Genomic DNA, 17,005 nt, shown 5'->3' with positions numbered 1-17,005 from the left:
TCTACATATCTATCAATCCAAAACTTATCGTCAGTGCCTCGTTAACCTTTTCCATCAGTTCGTCATCCAAATGTCCTATTTTCTCTCTCAGCCTTTTTTTGTCAATGGTTCGTATCTGCTCTAAAAGCACCACCGAATCCTTTGGAAGTCCATACTCCTTTGCACTCAGTTCGATGTGTGTCGGCAGCTTTGCTTTGTTTATTTGTGATGTAATTGCTGATGCTATAACAGTAGGACTATATTTATTTCCAATATCGTTCTGAACAATAAGTACAGGTCTTATTCCTCCCTGTTCCGAACCGATAACCGGACTCAAATCTGCATAAAATATATCTCCGCGTTTAATTACCACTCTCTTCCAACTCCCTGAGGCCTTCCTCATATTTTTGCTGCTGATCATTATCTGCTTCAAAGCAGATCTCTGCAAGTTTGACATTAATTTCAGCCATCTGCTGATAACCTTTTTTCAATTTATCCCTCATTTCAATTCTTCTTTTCTCACGTATATAAAGCTTCATTGCCTCCCGGACAAATTCACTTCTGTTAATTTTCTCCATTGCAACAATGGAATCAACCTCTTTAAGTAAATTGTCGGGAAGACTAATTAATATTTTCTTTAATTGTGCCAAAAGTAAAACCCCCACTTCTTTTTTTTGGGTTAAGACATAAAGAAAAATTCAAATGATGCACTTTTATGCCGCAAACAAAGAAATATATCATGTACTGTATACATTTTCTTTGTCAAAGGTTATTTACGGTAATCGCGAAGGCAGTAATTCTATAATTATATATATTAATTATAATATCTAACATATGCACGGGTCAAATTAAAATTTAATTACTTACCTTCAAACACCTATGTAATTCTTTCTAAAATATTTTAGTCTTAACAAAAGTGAATACCCCCACACATATTCAAAGCACCACAGGAATACTGTTTCTAAAGTTTAGTTTTTTGTTATTTGCTCCAACTTATACATAAAACTTTGATATTTGTTATCTATTAAAAAACAAAAGTGTATGTTTGTTAACCGAATCCGTATATTTTATTATATTATCAACTACATTATTATGACAATATTCCAAACACATTTTATTTATATTTTTTCTACATTTTTAAATTATATAACCACTATATTAAATAATTTAATACATTGTATATCTTTCCTTCTTTTAGGTAAACTCTGGGGATTCTCTTTCCTATTATACTTACAAGTTCATAATTAATTGTTCCGACACTTTTAGCCAAGTCTTCGACTTTTATCTCTTTATCTTTCTGCTTCCCTATAAGCACAGCCTCATCTCCGACATTTACATCTCCTTCAATATCCGTAATGTCCACCATGCACTGATCCATACAAATTTTCCCTACAATAGGAGCCAACTGACCGTTTAGAAGCACCTTTCCCTTGTTGGTAAGAAGCCTCGTATATCCGTCGGCATATCCTATAGGTATGGTTGCTATCCTGCTGCTCCGGCTTGTTCTAAATATTCTTCCGTAGCTAATGCAGGTGTCCTTTTCCACGTCCTTTACAAGTATGACATTGGCTTTCATAGCATAGCAGGCCTTAAGTCAATTTTTGATTTATCCACTTCATCCGAAGGATACAATCCATACAATGCTATCCCCGGCCTTACCATGTTTAGGTGCATTTCGGGAAACTCAATCAGTCCGGCACTGTTGCATACGTGCTTGACCGGAATGTACACTCCTATCCTGTTAAGTTCGCTAACTATACTCATAAATCTTTCAAACTGCATATAGGTGTAAGATTTATCGGTTTCATCCGCCGATGCAAAGTGGGTGAACAAACCTTCAATAATGATACCCGGCAGCTTGCTTATTTGCACCACATTCTTAACTGCGCTGTAGCCCGGCATAAATCCAACCCTGGTCATACCGGTATCAATCTTTATATGAATCTTAACATTTCTATTGTGCTTCACAGCCGCATCCGACAGAGCTTCTGCCAGATCGTGACTGAAAACCGTCTGGGTAACATCGTTTAAAATAATCTCTTCTGCCCGTATGGGATCGGTATAGCTGAGTATCAGTATCGGAACATCGATACCGTGTTGACGAAGCTGTATGGCTTCGTCCAGCATAGATACTGCAAAACGGGTAACACCATTTTCCAAAAGCGTCCTGGCAACCTCCATTACACCATGCCCGTATGCATCAGCTTTAACCACTCCCATTATCTCAACCTTTTTGTCAACAATTCGTCTGATTTCTTTTACATTATGGGCAATATTATCCAGATTAACCTCAGCCCATGCCCTGTTGAATTTATAGTCCATTTCCATTCCCTCTTTGATGTCTATATATGCTTTTATATATATAAATATGAATTATTTTTATATAAGTGATTTTATTGCATAGGGAATTTCTCCTGCCAAATCCCCTGCAACAAGACCATGCTCCCCTTTTACACTTGCAACACGGTCACCGCAAATTCCATGCAAATATACGCCGGCTACTGCTGCATCAACCGGCTCCAGTCCTTGCCCGATAAAACTTGCAATCATCCCGGTAAGAACATCTCCCGTTCCTCCGGTTGCCATTCCCGAATTGCCCGTAGGGTTTATAAATAATCTTCCGTCGGGAGTTGCCACAATGGTTTTAGCTCCCTTCAGTACGGTTATGACGCCCCACTTTTGGGAAAATACCTTTGCTGTCTTTACCCTATTTCCTTGCACCTCGCCGATACTTATGCCATAAGCCTTGCCATTTCACCGGGATGGGGAGTGAAAACCATTGGTGCCTTACTTCTATTTAACACCGACAAATCCTTGGATATCAAATTTAATCCGTCGGCATCTACCACCAAGGCACATTGCAGTTTTCAACAACGCTTAGTACCACATCCCTTACACCTTCTTTGGATGACAAACCGGGACCTATAGCAACCGCGTCCATCTTTTCCATATGTCCCAGAAGCTCGGGCACACACGCTCTAGTAAGAAAGCCTTTGTTTTCATCTTCCAAAGGAATCGTTACAGCTTCTGTCAATTTACATTCATATATAAAGGACAGCGTCTTAGGAACACCAAGGTACAAAAGTCCCGTCCCGGAGCGCAAAGACGCAGTTCCGGCAAGGCATCCGGCTCCCGTCATTCCCGTGGAGCCTGTTATAACAAGTACTCTTCCATAATCGCCTTTATTGCTGTTTCCGGTCCTTTTGGGTATTAATTTTGAAACCGTTTCTCCGTCTATGACATAACTCTTTATATCAAAATTTTGAGCTGCACTGTCAGGAATACTTATATCCGCCACTACCAATTCTCCCGCAAATTCACATCCGGGATGCAGGTAGTGTCCGAATTTCGGGAAGCCAAAGGTAACAGTCTTGTACGCCTTTATGCATTCCCCTTCTATTGCTCCAGTTTCGCCGTCTACTCCCGACGGTATGTCAACGGCAATAACAGGTACGTTTTTTTGATTTATAAGTCTTATAATATCTGCCTTAAAGCCTTTGATACCGCCTTTAAGACCGGTACCGAAAATGCCGTCCACCACAAGTTCTGCCTTTTCAAGTCTTGCCTCTACATCATTCAACTTGCCGCTTTCTAAGACCTCCACCGTTTCTATCCCCATACTTTCCAGTATGTCAAGATTTATCCGGGCATCACCGGCAATATCCTTCTTTTCTGCCAGCAAAAAAACAACAGTATTTGCCCCTTTATTGCAAAGATGCCTTGCAACTGCAAAGGCATCCCCACCATTATTCCCTTTCCCGGCAAATAATACTATATTCTTATTTATTACACTTCCATAATCCTTTAGGATTTCATCAGTCATTCTAATGGCCGCATTCTCCATTAGCACAATCCCCGGAATCCCAATGCTTTCTATAGTATATGAGTCAATTTTTCTCATTTGCACAGGCGTAACAACCTTCATGTCTATACCTCCGTCGCATTGAGTTTTTCGGCATCTCTTTTATTACCGTAAGTTTTGTTAAAATACTCATTATCCAGTTTTTGCAACTCTTCTCCTCCAAGAAGGTCATGAAAATACGTGTAGATTTCGTTGTCATACTCCGTAAGACCTTCTTTCTCGTCAATATAGCTTGCCAACTGCTTTCTGGTTTTTTCAATTAGTTCTTCCAATTCCTTTACCCTAAGTTGATTTTCCCGCATCTTAAAGTACACCGAATTTATCGTGCACTTTAAAAGTTCCATGTTTGCTTCCCGAATTCTTTCGGGCATATTATGAATTTCAGCCTCTATACTTTCAATTCTTACGTTTATCTGATTTATTTCCTTCTCGCATTTTTCCATTTCTTCTTTCGATTGCTGATCGTTTTTGTCAAATACTTCAGGAGTAAGCTTTATTATCTTGTCCAGATAGCTTTTTTTTCGGGACAGAATCTCCTTTTTCTCAAAAACAAGGCGGGATTCTTCCTTCAACAACTCTTTAAGTTTTTCCTCTTTCTCAATAATTTCTTTTGCTTTTTCCGTGTTCTTGAAAATGGTATGCCATCTTTCATCCAGTATAAGTATAGGTATATTGTATTTCCTTAGTGCCGACCAGTCAAATTCTCCCTTTTTGCTTTGCCTGCGCTTAAAAAAATCAAACATACAATCACAACCAACCTCTCCTAAGCCTTTCATACCATTATTAAAAAATTTGTCCATATAACTGTATCGGCATAATTGCATGTTTTTATTAATCCATTTCCGAAAGCTTTCTGCTCTTTAATTCGGCCAAGTACGTTGCAGAGGCTAATATACCCAAAAGCACCCAAAACATAACCATGACTCTAGGATAATACCAACTATATTCCACCAGGGAAGTCACCAAAATTCCGCATAAAGCTGCCGTTCCTGCCGCAAGTATGGTTTTAAGACACTGGCTTGAATTATATATACCGATAACAGAATTCTTTATTGTTCTGTAAATATACCACACAAAAGTAATAATTCCGACAAGCCCTATTTCAATCCAGATTTGCAAGTACAGAATATGGGTATGAGGCGGAACTGCTTTGGTATACAGTTTGTAATTCTGAATCAGTTGCCTGAATATGTCCGAACCCAAACCAACTCCCGATACCATATACTCTTTTAACATTGGTTCCACAGTCTGGAGAATCTTGATTCTGGTCTGGGCTGAAGTATCCTGCGAAGCCCTGAAAATGGTAAGAATTCGTTTGTAAACATATTGGGGAAGAAAAGGTATCATCATTACCCCTCCCAACAATATAAAGGGCAAAAGTCTTTTATTAAGCAAAAACGTTATCACTACTACCGAAACCGCAAACCCTATCCATGAAGATCTGGAGCCGGTAAGAAAAAGTGCAAGCGCCGGCGGCAACGCCATAGCTATAAATACCATTTTTTTGAAGAAAGTTTTCGAATTCAAAATCACGCTTACATAAAACGGAAGCGCCATTATTAGTATTTCTCCGAAATTATTCGGGTTGCTCATAGTGGCATAAATCCTTCCCGGCATACCCTGATTCATCTCAACATCAGTAAGGGACGGGTCAAAAACAACTGCTCCGCTAATCGACTGCCACAATCCGAAAAGCCCTATAACCGTAATACCAAAAAGCATCATCTCAATAATTGTTTGAAGGGAATTTTCATTTTTGACAGTACTGACAATTACCAAAACAAACAAAAAACAAGCTATATAAAACAACAAATACTTAATACTGCTTGAGATATTCATGGAAGTAGCAAAGGAAACAGCTACAGCCGTCATAAACAATATGAGAGTGTAATCCAATGCCTTGAAATTAAACATCCAGTGTCTTTGAATTACGGTATTTATAAAAATCAGGAAAACAAGAAACAATGCTATTGCCACATTGTAAATATTATTCCACTTCTCATGAGGTACTACCAGAATGGCTATTAAAAACAGGCCTACTATGCATTCTATTCTTTGCAGCAAAATTTTAATGTTCTTATTGCAATGCTACCTAAAAAGATTTCTTCATACTTCTGATAAAAACTCTTTAAAATTTTGAAGGTACTTCAAAACAGCCGTTTATTATACGGAAAACCCAAGAATGTTCCCACCACCGGGCCATTTTACCTTTCCTTATAAAAAAACCGATTATCGCACTGTTATGCAAAATCTCCGTTATCGATTTTGCAATATACGCAGTCAGACTGTTCTCATAAAAACTGTTCAGCTTCCTAAAAAAATTAATGACAGAGGTGACAACCTTTTTTAAGATACTGCTTTCATATGAGGTGTTTATCACCTGTATCACAAAAAAACCGGCTTTAAAAGCACACTATCATGAAGCAAAGCTCATTACCCCTTTTTCTCTAATCTATCAATCCTGCCCATAAAAATAGCATTTCCCACTTTCACGGTCATTGACTTTCCTATCTGATAGTCCATTCCATCAAAAATAACCCCTCCGAGGTCACTTGGAACTCCTGTAGCTTCAAGGGTAATATGGTAGGACACATATCCCGGCATCGAGCCCGCAACAACTCTGCCGTCGTCCGTCTTTACAAAAGATATTGAATCGGCTATTTTAATATCCGTTACCTTTCCCAAAATCGCTCCACGGTCAAAATCTCTTGCTATATCGCCAATCTTAACGGCTTTTACCGCAAACTCGGGAGATTCTTCCCAATAAAGCCCGACTATATAACTCTCGCTCTTTGCTGCAATAGGCGTTACGGAACCTGACCTGAAAAATTTGGCCCATACTCCCGCAATTCCTGCAACCAATACCACCAAAACCAAAATATCGATTATGCTTACTTTACCAAACAGCTTTCCTTTACTGTCAATAATCATACTCTCAACTCTCCTTGTAAAGATTTAAAAAATCAAGCTATTTTTTGTTCAAGCTTTCCTCGTATAAATTATATGTTTCCTGGGCAACTTTATCAAGATTAAATTTCTCCCTGACAGTTTTTAGTGCATTTTGACTTAAAGCACCTCTAAGCTCACTGTCTCCCATAACTTTGATTATGGCATCTGCAAGACCATTATGGTCATTGTACTGTACAAGTATGCCGCAGCCCGTTTCCTCATTTATAATATCACGGTTTCCCCCCATGTCGGTGGCAATAAGCGGCACTCCACAAGCCAACACTTCTATAATAAGAAAGCTTAGCGCCTCATGTTCGGAAGAATTTATATAAAGGTCGCATCCATATATAAGGTTTTTTATATCCTTCCGAAATCCTGCAAATATTACAACGTCAGAAAGTCCCATATCCTCAACCTGCTTTTTGCACTCCTCAAGCAAAGGTCCGTCATTTGACAGGATGCACTTAAACTTTCTATCGGTCATCTTTTTGAGCTCATAAAGAGCATTGATTAAAAACTTATGACCCTTGTCATGGGCAAATCTTGAAGCACACAGCATTACAAAAGCATCGTCATCTATTTTAAACTCTTTCCTTACCGTTGATTCCACCGGTTCACTCCAGTATTTTACATCTACTCCGTTGAATATTACTTTAATCTTTTTCGGACTTATGCCGTTGGAAATCATCATTTCCCGTCCCCGGTTGCATACGGCAATAATGTTGGATTCCAAAGGAGTAATAATTCTGTTGGCCAGCCGGATGGGCAAATTATTTTCCAAGATAAAGTGATTTGTATACATTACCTTAACCTTCGGATTGATGATGCGGGACAGCATGGCTATGTAATTCTCCCTTAAAAACTGTGTATGAATAAGATCTATGTCAAGCTTTTTGCAAAGCTTTACAAGACTCAAAACCGCTTTTATATCAAAAGGATTCCTCATCTCAATCCTGTATGTCTCAACCCCCAAAGCCTCAAGCCTTTCCACCAAAAGCCCGTACTCATTATAGGCAAAATAAGCTTTTATTTTACTGTTATTAAGTTTTTCAATGAGGGTTTGCACATATCTTTCCGTTCCACCTTTCCGGCATGGTTTAGCAAATATAGCACCTTTATCATTGTATCATCTCCGCCATCCATATTGTATCATATTTCCCCATGCTAGACCTTTCTTCCGTCCCTATATTTTATAACCTTCGCAGGATTTCCACCCACTATGGCATATTCGGGCACATCTTTTGTGACAACAGCTCCCGCGCCGACAATAGCTCCCTTGTGAATCGTGACTCCCGGAAGAACAATCACTCTTGCCCCAATCCAAACATCATCCTCTATAACCACAGGCCTTTTGGGGTCTGTCTGAAGCCTCATGGGAATATCCAGCCTGTCGTGTTTGTGGTTTTGTGTAAATATCATAACATCGGGTCCAATCATAACGTCATTTCCTATTTTTAAAGGACCGTTCACCCTGCAGTTAAGTCCCAACCCAGAGTTGTCCCCAATTTCTATATCCCTGCCGGAGGAAAATAAACCCCATGCTCAATATTTACGTTATTTCCCGTCCGCTTAAAAATCCTTCTGCATAAAAAACCCCTTATCTTTTTTGAGCCAAGGCTGTATGGCGTATCCGACCCCGGCAAGTGCCGCGCAATCAAATAGTATAGGCCAAGGCAAATATAATAGCGTAACTTTTTCATAAATCCCCTTCCCCTATTCAATATATAAAATTATTATACTTGTAAGCGCCCAGAGAATTATGTTTATCATAAGAGGTATGTCCGACAAAACAGTCTCTTCGGGACTTCCACCCTCTTTTTTCCTGTATATGATATACTGATACCTGAAAATACCGTACAATACATAGGGTATTGTCAACATCATGTAGTAGTTGTCACTGCTGCTCATAAAAGTATAGAGGGAGTATGCCATTACAGTACAGGCTGTAACAATGGAAAGCATATTGTCTATAAACTCCAACGAATACTCATCCAGTATCTTTCGGTGGGAATTTGCACCGCTTTCCAATACCACAAGCTCGTTTCTTCTCTTGCTGAATCCCAAAAACAGTGACAAAAGCAGAGTACACAACAAAATCCATGGAGAAATATACACCTTTATGACCAGAGCTCCTCCAATTACCCTAAGGAGAAATCCCAAGGCTATCGACATTACATCGAGGATAACCATGTGCTTAACCTTTATGGAATAGAGTATGTTGTTGCCAAAATACAAAAGCAAAACAACCGCAAAAGTTATATCCAGCATGAAGGCCGCAATTACAGCCACCGGCAACAGTCCTCCAAGAAATACCAATGCCTCCGTTTTACTTATCTTACCCGATGCTATGGGTCTTAACTTCTTTTTTGGATGGAGTTTGTCCTTTTCTGCATCTATTACGTCATTTATGATATAAACGCAGGCCGAAATCATACAAAAGCATAAGAAAGCCAATAGAACTTTTGCAAAATAGTCCGGCTCAAAAACGTGTTTTGCAAATATCAAAGCCGCAAACACAAACAAATTCTTTATCCACTGCTTTGGCCTTGCAAGCTTGATATATCCTTTGATTTTGTCAAAAACGCCAATATTTCCGGCCTTATCCAAAGATTGGCTCAATCATTATCACTCCCAGAAAGCTTTGAGTATACTTCATTACATATTATTGTACAATAATATATTTAAAAAACATTTTACATTTTTATTTCATTGCTTCTTTGCATTTTAAGTAGCTTGACACTAGTCTCATATTATATCATTTGACGAAAGGTAAATCCAGTGTCTTTTATTACGGTAAGTTGACGGCTCTTTACACGTACTTGTTATTCTGCTACAATAGCTGCGTGTAAAATAGCTGGTGGTGATTAAAATGCTGGAATTGTTTAAGTCCATAAAACTCGATAAGGATTCAAGCACTCCTTTGTATATGCAGCTTAGCGATAAAATTGCCGAAATGATAGAGAGCGGCGTACTTCTGGCTGATTTGAAGCTCCCTTCCATACGCCGGATGTCATCTTTGCTGAATGTCAATTCGGTGACTATTGTGTCCTGTTACAAGCAATTGGAAGCAAACGGCTATGTCCACTCCCGGCCGGGTAGCGGGACATATGTTTCCGCCGTTGTGCCCAGCCACAGGATAAATTATTCAGACCGCAATATTATACTGGACGAACTCTATCAAATCGATGACTTGGATTTAATTAATAATGGACATATCAAAATCAATGAAAACACCATCAACTTTGCCAGCGCCACCCCCGAATCGAATCTGTTTCCGGTGGAAAACTTCAAGCTTGTTTTAAATGAGGTCCTCGACCGTGATTTAGGAAACGCTTTCGATTACCAGGACAGCCAGGGCTTTTATCCCTTGCGTTCATCCGTTTGCTGCCTCTTGGAAAAGAGAGATATTACCTGTTCGGAAGAAAATGTTCAAATAATTTCAGGAGCTCAGCAGGGAATAGATATAATTGCCAAAGCTCTCTTAAGGCAGGGCGATTATGTAATTACCGAAAGTCCAACCTACACGGGAGCAATAGCAGTATTTAAATCAAGGGGCGCTGAGATTGCCGGTGTTCCCTTGACCGGTGACGGTCCGGATCTCAATATTCTTGAGTACAACCTTAAAAGTATAAACCGAAGCTCATTTATATAATTCCGTCCTTTCAGAATCCTACGGGAATATCATATTCGAATGAAAAAAGAAAGGAAATTTTGGCACTCGCAGAAAAGTATAATGCTTATATTATCGAAGATGATTACGTGAGCGGATTGGACTTTGAAAATATGGATTTTAAACCTATTAAATCCCTTGATAAATCCGACAGAGTTATTTTTCTCAAAAGCTTTTCCAAGATTTTTATGCCGGGGTTAAGACTTGGCTTTATGGTTGTGCCGTCAGGTCTTAAAGGATATATTATAGAGGCAAAACACGCAACGGATATATCCACCTCCGGACTTATACAACGGGCTTTTGACCTTTATATAAGAAAAGGGATGTGGGACGAGCACTTTAAATTAATGTTTGATATCTATAAAGAAAGGTATTACAAAACCATAAAAGCTTTAGAAAGTTTCCTTCCGCAAAATGTTCAATTTCACAAGCCCGGAGGAGGCTTAAATATATGGCTTGACCTTCCTTCAAGCTGCCTGGTCAGCAGCCTGTTAAAGGCTGCGTCTGCCGAGAATATTGTTTTTGCTCCCGGTAGAATTTTCTACAGCAGCACGCCAACCAAGCTAAATAACATTAGATTAAGTTTTGCTGCAGTTCATACTGGTGAAATTGAAAGGGGCATTAAAAAACTTTCCGAATTGATTTCATATTTTGACAGAAGCAAGTCTTTGACAGGTAACGTTCCAATACTGTAAGCATATCAAAAACTATGTATTCGCCGGCAAGGTATATTGCTGCCTACCCATATACCGGTCTTTAGTTTCTTAAATATGCTTGCCTTTGGACATAACCTCTAATAATCCCTATTCTTAAGTGTCTTGTAATACTTATACAAAAGACTGTCAAGTTCAACTTCGATATTTTGAATCTTTGACTTATCCAAGTCATATTTGCGATTAAAACAATTAATCAGCTTGTTTTTTTCCATTATTTCATTTTTCAGCCGTTGTGCATTGTCATTCATTCTATACACCTCCTTACACAACTTGTGGCAAATCCTTCTAAATCCCGGATTCCATTATATAATAAAATTGCTATAAATATCAATATTTTAACACAAACTTCATGTATTATTAATATAAATTTAATATTCCATTAATTATACGAACCAAGTTAAAGCATACTCTGTATTGTATGTCGCAGAGCATGGCATTTATGACATATTAGAAAATAGAGCCGGTTTTACTTTTCTTAGCCCCGATTATAACATATTTCCCTATATGGTTCCAATATTAGCAAATTCCTTCCTGCAGCTTTTATATTATCGGCAAAAAAAATATTACTTTAGTCGAAATTTTTCCTTTTCCATTATTTAATATAGAATATGTAAATCTCCAAAGATATGTGCAAACATTTTCATGTCATAAATTACAAATAAGCTCTATGAAACCTTTTAGGAAAAAAGGGATTTTCAAGCATTGCATATCATCCTCCATAGTGATATAATGATGTGAGGACATAATCCCTGCATACTTCTAAATTATAGAATTTCAAAGCTTTATAGAAAATTTGCAAAACCGGATATTCTGTTTTTACTCATTTCGCAAGTTACTTTTTTTCATTAGCTTTTGACAAGCTGTTTGGAAAATCTACAATTCAAAATTTGTACATTGTGTATAAACAGGAGGCGTCACTCTTGGATAAAGAATTGTTAGAACTACATAAAAGGAATAAATTAATGACTGCAATTTTTTGCATATGCGTTATGCTGGGATCTTTATCTGCTTACAAATACCCCATTACAATGATGGCTGTATTGAAATATGCTTCACCCGTTGCACTATTGATAGTTTTCCTTGTATGGAAAAAATTACAATTCCATATATAATGTATATTATAGCATTAGGTTTTAACTTTATCTCCTTTTTCATCATTAAAAGCACAACCAACTTCCCAAATTCTCTTGTTTTGTATTTGTCTATAGCAATTTTATCCATATATCATAATTACCGTCCGTTACTGCTAAACGGAATCATCGGTATATTCATACTAAATTATGCACTTCTTACAAAGCCGGGATATGCAGCTATAGACCGTTTTTCACCTAATGTATATTTTATCTTTTGCTTAATTGCATTGGTTTCTCAAAGCCGTATCGGCACTCAAATGTTTGCAAGAATCAGACAAGGGGCCATGGAAGCAGAGAATTCAAGAAAAAAAGCAGATGAGCTTTTGGAGAAGGTTTATCATACGGTGGAAATACTCAGAAAGTCAACTATAAACCTTCAGGGAAATGCAACATCTACAGGCACCATATCCAAAGAACTGGTATCATCCTTTAAAGAAATATCTTTGGGGATTGAAACACAAACAGCCAGTTTCAATGACGTTTTGGAAGCAATGCAGGATGTAGCAGCCACTGCCCGGGAAACAGCGGACGCTTCTTCCAATATGAGCCGGATGTCCAGAGATACAACTGAAGTAACTGGGGAAGGCCAGGTCAAAATGAAGATAATGTCCGATCAAATGCAAGAGATAGACCGGTTTGTTGAAAGTACATCCGCTGCAATCGGAAAAGTAAATGAAGAAAGTGTTAAAATCAACAATATTGTCTCTATGATAAAAGAAATTGCCAACCAAACCAATTTACTCTCCTTAAACGCTTCCATAGAGGCAGCAAGAGCCGGAGAACACGGCAAAGGTTTCTCTGTTGTTGCATCCGAAATTCGCAAACTGGCAATAAATTCACATAATGCTTCCGAACAAGTCAATGTTAGTATCAAACTTATCCAGGAAAAAATCCGCCAAGTAAATGAATTGGTTCAAAGCGGACTTGAAATAGTTGTTTCCGGCAAACAATCAGTAGGTACAGTGGAACAGCTGTTTAATCAAATCAAGACCAATTCTGAAGAAGTACTCAAACAAGCGGAGTCACTAAACTCTATAAATGAGCGGCTGCTGCAATCGGCCCATAAAGTTGCCGGAGAAATGGAGACAGTAGCCGCCATATCGGAAAAATCATCCGCTTCGGTCCAAGAAGTACTTGCCAATGCAGATATTCAGCAAAGCCAGATTGGCAGCATGATAGAAAGTATCGAAGAACTAACTGAATTAATGAAAACTTTAGACCGGGACATCAATCAATAATATATTTCACTATTTTTATCTATGGGCCCTTTTAAAGCCCATCATTGCCAACATTTCATCTTTATCGAGAGCACCCAGGACGAACATTAGTAAAAAGCCTATTACAATATTTCCGATAATGGTCAACGCAACTGTCCACGAGGGGCCGAGATTAAATATTGTGAAAAAGCTCTGAACGTATTTCCCAATTAAAAACATTATTATCCCCACCAAACCCGGCTTTAGTATCCAATTTCTAAAGTCAAGGGCCATTCCTGTTGTTTTGACTACCGTTGAAATATCCAGAATGCAAACGCATATGGAGCTTACTATCATACCCGCAATATATCCCTCTATTCCATATGCAGGAATGCAGTAAATCACAAAAACTATTCTTATTACATATCCCACGATGGAGTTCCTAAGAAGGATTCCCTGCTTCCCAAGGCCGTTCAATATCCCCAGTAGTGTCTGCTGAAGATAAATAAATATTCCGGTAAATGAGAGAAGATATAATATATGTCCGATATTTTCCTTTCTGTAAATCAAGTCCCCTATTGTGTCGGGAAAAAGCATGAATATCGCTGAAAATATAAATCCCATTATACATGTGAGCTGTATTGACTTTGACATCCTGTAGTTAACGGTTCTGTAGCTTCTTACGGACATTGCCTCCGAAATTGCAGGTACAAGGGTTGTTGCCAGGGCAGATGTCACAAGAGACGGAAAGAAAACGAGCGGCATAGCCATTCCCGTAAGCCTCCCGTATTCCTGTATACTGTTCTGGTAGGTCATTCCTCCTAAAACAAGCATTCTCGGGATTAAAATAAACTCAACGGTGGACATGATGGAAGTAATAAACCTGTTGAAGGACACCGGAATTGATATCTTCACGATTTCCCTGACAATAACTCGCTTCCTCATAAAGCCCTTCTTCGAGCTACTCATAGAAGCCCTTTTTTTCTTGAACTTGTATACAGCAACCAAAACCAACAGGTTTGAAATTTCACCCAGTGCCATTCCGATAGTGGCAAGGGCGCAGGCGTATTCCAGTCCTACATTTACAAAGTACCCCGCCATAGCCATAACCAAAGCTGTCTTCACAATCTGTTCCACAACTTGCGAACAAGCAGTGGGTACTACTTCCTGTATCCCGTAGAAATAACCCTTTAATGCGGATGCTGCTGCAATCACCGGTATGCACGGTATCAAAAGAAGCATTGAGTAATAAGTCCTTGAATCCTTCAATATTACATTGACAATAGGATTTATAAAAACAAGTATCAGCAGGGAAACCCCAAGCCCTGCCAATAGAACAATAGCCAAGGCGCAGCCCGTAATCCTCCTTAAGTTGACCTGGTGGCCTTTCGCCATTTCTTCTGCCACCATCTTGGAGACCGCTATTGACACTCCTGATGTCAAGGTGAGGATTATGAGGGAATATACAGGAGAAATAAGCTGAAACAATCCCATTCCTTCCGCACCTATAAGATTCGAAAGATATATCCTGTAAATAAAACCGATTATTTTAACTATAAAACTGGCTATCATTAAAATGACAGCACTGCCTATGAATGATTTTTTGGCCATTTTAGTCCTGAATTACAATAAATTGTCCTGATTATTATTATTTTATAATTCAGAAACTTATGACCAATATTACACCGAATTCAAAACTTATCCCTTTGCTCTTCTCTTAAGGCGCTCTGCTCTTCTCTCCTCAGCCTCTTCAAATTCCCTCTTTTCCTCTTCCGTTTCAAGTATCAGCGGCGGAACAGGAGCCGGTTTTCCTTCGCTGTCCAATGCCACAAAGGTAATATATGCCTGATTGGTCAGAATAACATTTCCAGTCTTTAAATTTTCAGCATATGCGCTTACTTTAACCTCCATAGAGGTCCTACCCACCCAAGTCAATTTAGCTTTAAGCATAACCAGCTCGCCCATACGTGCCGGATGTCTGAAATCCAGGCTATCTAGAGCAACTGTGGCTACAATCCTGTTTGAATGCCTTGATGCAGCCATTGCTCCTGCAATATCTATCCAGTGCATGAGCCTTCCTCCGAGAAGGTTTCCCAAAAGATTGGTGTCATTGGGCAGTACAAGCTCGGTCATTTCCACTTGTGACAGTCTGGGAGGCTTGCCCTCAAAATTTTCCTTATACTCTGTTGATATATCATGCATTATGCATATCTCCTTTCCAAGTCAAATATTATCTTCTATTTCCGAAGCATATCAAAAAACGGCATATAAAATGCCGCCTTGCAAACCACATAATTTATTTTTTGAAGACTATTACAAAGTTATTCCTACAGAGTTGATAAGGTAGTTCAATCTCTCCCCATCAAGCCCTTTGTTTATCTGTATTCCTTCAATGCTGAGGAGTCCGACGGGATATACCGGAACTTGGAAAACATCCTCCAAGTATTCCCGAAGTCCTTTTAACAACGAGCCTCCGCCAATCATATAAATCTTTCCTATTTTTTCTCCGTAACATCTCTTTTCATAGAAATCAAAACATTGGAACATCTGCCTTGCAATCTCGTCAATAACAGATTTGATGCTGTTGTGAATTTTCTCCTGCTCTTCATCGGCATTTATATCGGGAAGATCAATCCCTTGAATTTTTTTAAGCCTCTCGGCCTCTTCAAGCTTCTTACCCGTACTGGCTGCAATAGCCTCATCAATATTACTGCTTCCTCTCAAAATAACCTTGTTAAACTCCAAAACCTTATCCCTCAATATGTTTACTATTGTAGTCTCAGAACCGAAATCAACAACAGCAAAGGTACTCTGGCTAAGCTTGCTGTATCTTTGCTTTTTAAACCATGTTTCGCTCTCGGAAGCAATAATCTCCCTCCTAAAAAACTTTGCAGCACTGTTAGCAGGAATATCCACCGATATGGGCTTTAACCCCAATTCAATCAAAATGTCAATATAGCTCTGAATAATACTTTTTAAAACAGCGGTAACAAAAACCTTTATTTTATCAATTCCATCCTCCCTAAATTCCTGCAATACCTTATAATCTATCTGATGCGCATCGAGGTCTATCGGCATGCTTTGGGATATGGTCGTCCTGACAAGCTGGTTCATATCTTCCCCGGGAATCTTCTCAACAACAAAGACACGGGAAATAATATTCGTACCGGACATAACAATCTTCGCGCTCTTGGCTTTGACATTTATATTTTCCATTACCTTCTTTATTTCGTTGGTAACACTCTTGACATCTTTAATTGCCCCGTTTTTAATAGACCCTTTTGGAGTAGAAGCTATACCGAAATTTTTAATAAAAATTTCATTATTCCTGCTTAACTCCACTTCAACAATTTTTATATTCCTAAATCCGATGTCAATACTCAGAAGGTTGGTTTTAATGAAAGGAATTGTTACCATTTTATCTACTCCTTAAGTATTATTAAGATGACCTATATGATTATATTATCATCCATGTATTTTAAAATCAATATATTGAAATA

20 protein-coding genes and 2 pseudogenes are annotated in these 17,005 nt (G+C 38.6%); 4 read left to right on the top strand and 18 right to left on the bottom strand.

The window, feature by feature from the left end; genetic code table 11:
- Position 1: 1 nt before the first annotated feature.
- From JCM21531_RS02645 to JCM21531_RS02600, 14 genes and pseudogenes are all read right to left on the bottom strand, one after another.
- A complete protein-coding gene (locus tag JCM21531_RS02645) occupies positions 2-352 on the bottom strand; it encodes a type II toxin-antitoxin system PemK/MazF family toxin (protein ID WP_038287169.1) in 351 nt (116 codons plus the stop codon).
- Positions 342-629, bottom strand: a complete 288-nt coding sequence (locus JCM21531_RS02640; protein ID WP_038287167.1) for a CopG family ribbon-helix-helix protein — start codon at positions 627-629, stop codon at positions 342-344. Before JCM21531_RS02640 ends, JCM21531_RS02645 begins: the two co-directional genes overlap by 11 nt.
- A 503-nt stretch (positions 630-1,132) precedes the next feature.
- Positions 1,133-2,301: pseudogene (gene alr, locus JCM21531_RS02635) on the bottom strand (alanine racemase).
- 57 nt (positions 2,302-2,358) lie between these two features.
- Complete coding sequence (locus JCM21531_RS23475) at positions 2,359-2,700, bottom strand: ADP-dependent NAD(P)H-hydrate dehydratase (protein ID WP_279378965.1); 342 nt, start codon at positions 2,698-2,700, stop codon at positions 2,359-2,361.
- Positions 2,701-2,711: 11 nt separating this feature from the next.
- Complete coding sequence (locus tag JCM21531_RS23470) at positions 2,712-2,828, bottom strand: NAD(P)H-hydrate dehydratase (protein WP_279378967.1); 117 nt, start codon at positions 2,826-2,828, stop codon at positions 2,712-2,714.
- A complete protein-coding gene (locus tag JCM21531_RS02630; RefSeq protein ID WP_279378964.1) occupies positions 2,822-3,904 on the bottom strand; it encodes an NAD(P)H-hydrate epimerase in 1,083 nt (360 codons plus the stop codon). The genes JCM21531_RS23470 and JCM21531_RS02630 overlap by 7 nt, the downstream gene beginning before the upstream one ends.
- Before the next feature lie 2 nt (positions 3,905-3,906).
- Positions 3,907-4,617, bottom strand: a complete 711-nt coding sequence (locus JCM21531_RS02625) for a hypothetical protein (protein WP_243467118.1) — start codon at positions 4,615-4,617, stop codon at positions 3,907-3,909.
- A gap of 55 nt (positions 4,618-4,672) precedes the next feature.
- A complete protein-coding gene (locus JCM21531_RS02620; protein WP_243467117.1) occupies positions 4,673-5,905 on the bottom strand; it encodes an O-antigen ligase family protein in 1,233 nt (410 codons plus the stop codon).
- A gap of 64 nt (positions 5,906-5,969) precedes the next feature.
- The gene (locus tag JCM21531_RS20230) at positions 5,970-6,230 is read right to left on the bottom strand and encodes a hypothetical protein (protein WP_243467116.1); all 261 of its coding nucleotides are present in this window, start codon (positions 6,228-6,230) and stop codon (positions 5,970-5,972) included.
- A 44-nt stretch (positions 6,231-6,274) separates the two neighbouring features.
- Positions 6,275-6,772 carry a DUF4330 domain-containing protein gene (locus JCM21531_RS02615; protein ID WP_038287165.1) on the bottom strand — a complete coding sequence of 166 codons (498 nt, stop codon included), beginning with the start codon at positions 6,770-6,772 and terminating at the stop codon, positions 6,275-6,277.
- 37 nt (positions 6,773-6,809) lie between these two features.
- On the bottom strand, positions 6,810-7,856 hold the full coding sequence (locus JCM21531_RS02610; RefSeq protein ID WP_243467115.1) for a glycosyltransferase: 1,047 nt from the start codon (positions 7,854-7,856) through the stop codon (positions 6,810-6,812).
- Between the two features lie 125 nt (positions 7,857-7,981).
- Positions 7,982-8,125, bottom strand: a pseudogene (locus JCM21531_RS24750) (DapH/DapD/GlmU-related protein); the annotation flags it as partial.
- Positions 8,126-8,298: 173 nt separating this feature from the next.
- Entirely contained in the window at positions 8,299-8,490 is a 192-nt protein-coding gene (locus tag JCM21531_RS20220) for a hypothetical protein (protein ID WP_243467113.1), read from the bottom strand.
- 13 nt (positions 8,491-8,503) lie between these two features.
- Positions 8,504-9,409 (bottom strand): decaprenyl-phosphate phosphoribosyltransferase, encoded by a 906-nt coding sequence (locus JCM21531_RS02600; RefSeq protein WP_038287163.1) that lies wholly within the window; start codon positions 9,407-9,409, stop codon positions 8,504-8,506.
- 250 nt (positions 9,410-9,659) lie between these two features.
- Between JCM21531_RS02600 and JCM21531_RS23465 the strand changes: the two genes are divergently transcribed.
- Both JCM21531_RS23465 and JCM21531_RS23460 read left to right on the top strand, forming a co-directional pair.
- A complete protein-coding gene (locus JCM21531_RS23465; RefSeq protein ID WP_279378963.1) occupies positions 9,660-10,442 on the top strand; it encodes an aminotransferase-like domain-containing protein in 783 nt (260 codons plus the stop codon).
- Positions 10,433-11,155 (top strand): aminotransferase-like domain-containing protein, encoded by a 723-nt coding sequence (locus tag JCM21531_RS23460; RefSeq protein ID WP_369347558.1) that lies wholly within the window; start codon positions 10,433-10,435, stop codon positions 11,153-11,155. Before JCM21531_RS23465 ends, JCM21531_RS23460 begins: the two co-directional genes overlap by 10 nt.
- A gap of 98 nt (positions 11,156-11,253) precedes the next feature.
- On the opposite strand, the gene JCM21531_RS19260 is transcribed toward JCM21531_RS23460, so the two are convergent.
- Positions 11,254-11,424: a hypothetical protein gene (locus tag JCM21531_RS19260; protein ID WP_173400167.1), complete on the bottom strand. Its 171-nt coding sequence runs from the start codon at positions 11,422-11,424 to the stop codon at positions 11,254-11,256.
- A 672-nt stretch (positions 11,425-12,096) separates the two neighbouring features.
- On the opposite strand from JCM21531_RS19260, the gene JCM21531_RS20215 reads away from it, so the two are divergent.
- Both JCM21531_RS20215 and JCM21531_RS02585 read left to right on the top strand, forming a co-directional pair.
- Positions 12,097-12,288 carry a hypothetical protein gene (locus JCM21531_RS20215; RefSeq protein WP_038287162.1) on the top strand — a complete coding sequence of 64 codons (192 nt, stop codon included), beginning with the start codon at positions 12,097-12,099 and terminating at the stop codon, positions 12,286-12,288.
- Complete coding sequence (locus JCM21531_RS02585) at positions 12,288-13,547, top strand: methyl-accepting chemotaxis protein (RefSeq protein WP_243467112.1); 1,260 nt, start codon at positions 12,288-12,290, stop codon at positions 13,545-13,547. Before JCM21531_RS20215 ends, JCM21531_RS02585 begins: the two co-directional genes overlap by 1 nt.
- 15 nt (positions 13,548-13,562) lie before the next feature.
- On the opposite strand, the gene spoVB is transcribed toward JCM21531_RS02585, so the two are convergent.
- From spoVB to pilM, 3 genes are all read right to left on the bottom strand, one after another.
- Complete coding sequence (gene spoVB / locus JCM21531_RS02580; RefSeq protein WP_038287158.1) at positions 13,563-15,116, bottom strand: stage V sporulation protein B; 1,554 nt, start codon at positions 15,114-15,116, stop codon at positions 13,563-13,565.
- 87 nt (positions 15,117-15,203) lie between these two features.
- Positions 15,204-15,707, bottom strand: coding sequence for an acyl-CoA thioesterase (locus tag JCM21531_RS02575; RefSeq protein WP_038287156.1), 504 nt, complete (start codon positions 15,705-15,707; stop codon positions 15,204-15,206).
- 111 nt (positions 15,708-15,818) lie between these two features.
- Positions 15,819-16,922, bottom strand: coding sequence for a pilus assembly protein PilM (gene pilM / locus JCM21531_RS02570; RefSeq protein WP_038287154.1), 1,104 nt, complete (start codon positions 16,920-16,922; stop codon positions 15,819-15,821).
- Positions 16,923-17,005: the final 83 nt, after the last annotated feature.

The sequence above is a fragment of the Acetivibrio straminisolvens JCM 21531 genome (assembly GCF_000521465.1).
Lineage (GTDB): Bacteria > Bacillota > Clostridia > Acetivibrionales > Acetivibrionaceae > Hungateiclostridium > Hungateiclostridium straminisolvens.
Note: the sequence above shows the minus strand (reverse complement) of the source record. Positions and strands in the feature narration are given on the sequence as shown.

Bases quoted from the DNA above. Each gene is read 5' to 3' on its own strand.
- JCM21531_RS02630 (WP_279378964.1), bottom strand. From the start codon at position 3,904: ATGAAGGTTGTTACGCCTGTGCAAATGAGAAAAATTGACTCATATACT.
- JCM21531_RS02625 (WP_243467118.1), bottom strand. From the start codon at position 4,617: ATGAAAGGCTTAGGAGAGGTTGGTTGTGATTGTATGTTTGATTTTTTT.
- JCM21531_RS02615 (WP_038287165.1), bottom strand. From the start codon at position 6,772: ATGATTATTGACAGTAAAGGAAAGCTGTTTGGTAAAGTAAGCATAATC.
- JCM21531_RS20220 (WP_243467113.1), bottom strand. From the start codon at position 8,490: ATGAAAAAGTTACGCTATTATATTTGCCTTGGCCTATACTATTTGATT.
- JCM21531_RS23465 (WP_279378963.1), top strand. From the start codon at position 9,660: ATGCTGGAATTGTTTAAGTCCATAAAACTCGATAAGGATTCAAGCACT.
- JCM21531_RS19260 (WP_173400167.1), bottom strand. From the start codon at position 11,424: ATGAATGACAATGCACAACGGCTGAAAAATGAAATAATGGAAAAAAAC.
- JCM21531_RS02585 (WP_243467112.1), top strand. From the start codon at position 12,288: ATGTATATTATAGCATTAGGTTTTAACTTTATCTCCTTTTTCATCATT.
- spoVB (WP_038287158.1), bottom strand. From the start codon at position 15,116: ATGGCCAAAAAATCATTCATAGGCAGTGCTGTCATTTTAATGATAGCC.
- JCM21531_RS02575 (WP_038287156.1), bottom strand. From the start codon at position 15,707: ATGCATGATATATCAACAGAGTATAAGGAAAATTTTGAGGGCAAGCCT.
- pilM (WP_038287154.1), bottom strand. From the start codon at position 16,922: ATGGTAACAATTCCTTTCATTAAAACCAACCTTCTGAGTATTGACATC.